Genomic DNA, 431 nt, shown 5'->3' with positions numbered 1-431 from the left:
CCGGTTTGGCGGACACCTCTGATCAGGGGCGGGAGCTCCTGGAAGGGATGTCCCTCATCATGGAACCCATGGCCAAGAAGAAGCCCCGCGCCCAGCAGCGACCTCGGCGGGTGTTCACGCCTGAGTTCAAAGCCCAGATCGTCGGGCTGGTGCAACGCGGCGAGCGGACCGTGCCGGAGGTGGTCCGGGACTTCGAGCTGACCGACTCGGTCGTGCGGAAATGGATCATCCAGGCCGAACGCGACACCGGCACCCGCACCGACGGGCTGAGCAGCGACGAGAAGGCCGAACTCGCCGCGCTGCGGCGAGAGAACAAGCGGCTGCAGGAAGACGTGGACATCCTCAAACGAGCGACGGCTTTCTTCGCGAAGGAGACCCGGTGAACGTCTACCCGTTCATCGAGGCGGAGAACGCCAGCGGCGCAGGCACCG

1 protein-coding gene is annotated in these 431 nt (G+C 66.1%); it reads left to right on the top strand.

Annotation, left to right across the window (positions count from 1 at the left end):
• Window positions 1–68 precede the first annotated feature (68 nt).
• A complete protein-coding gene (locus ACERZO_RS50340) occupies window positions 69–383 on the top strand; it encodes a transposase (protein WP_372673166.1) in 315 nt (104 codons plus the stop codon).
• Window positions 384–431: the final 48 nt, after the last annotated feature.

Origin of the sequence: Amycolatopsis kentuckyensis (assembly GCF_041679295.1) — a bacterium.
In the GTDB taxonomy this organism is placed as follows: Bacteria; Actinomycetota; Actinomycetes; order Mycobacteriales; family Pseudonocardiaceae; genus Amycolatopsis; species Amycolatopsis kentuckyensis_A.
The sequence above is the reverse complement of the archived record's forward strand: the minus strand, read 5'-3'. Positions and strand labels throughout refer to the sequence as shown.

Coding starts and splice junctions, on each gene's coding strand:
- ACERZO_RS50340 (WP_372673166.1), top strand. CDS start 69: ATGGCCAAGAAGAAGCCCCGCGCCCAGCAGCGACCTCGGCGGGTGTTC.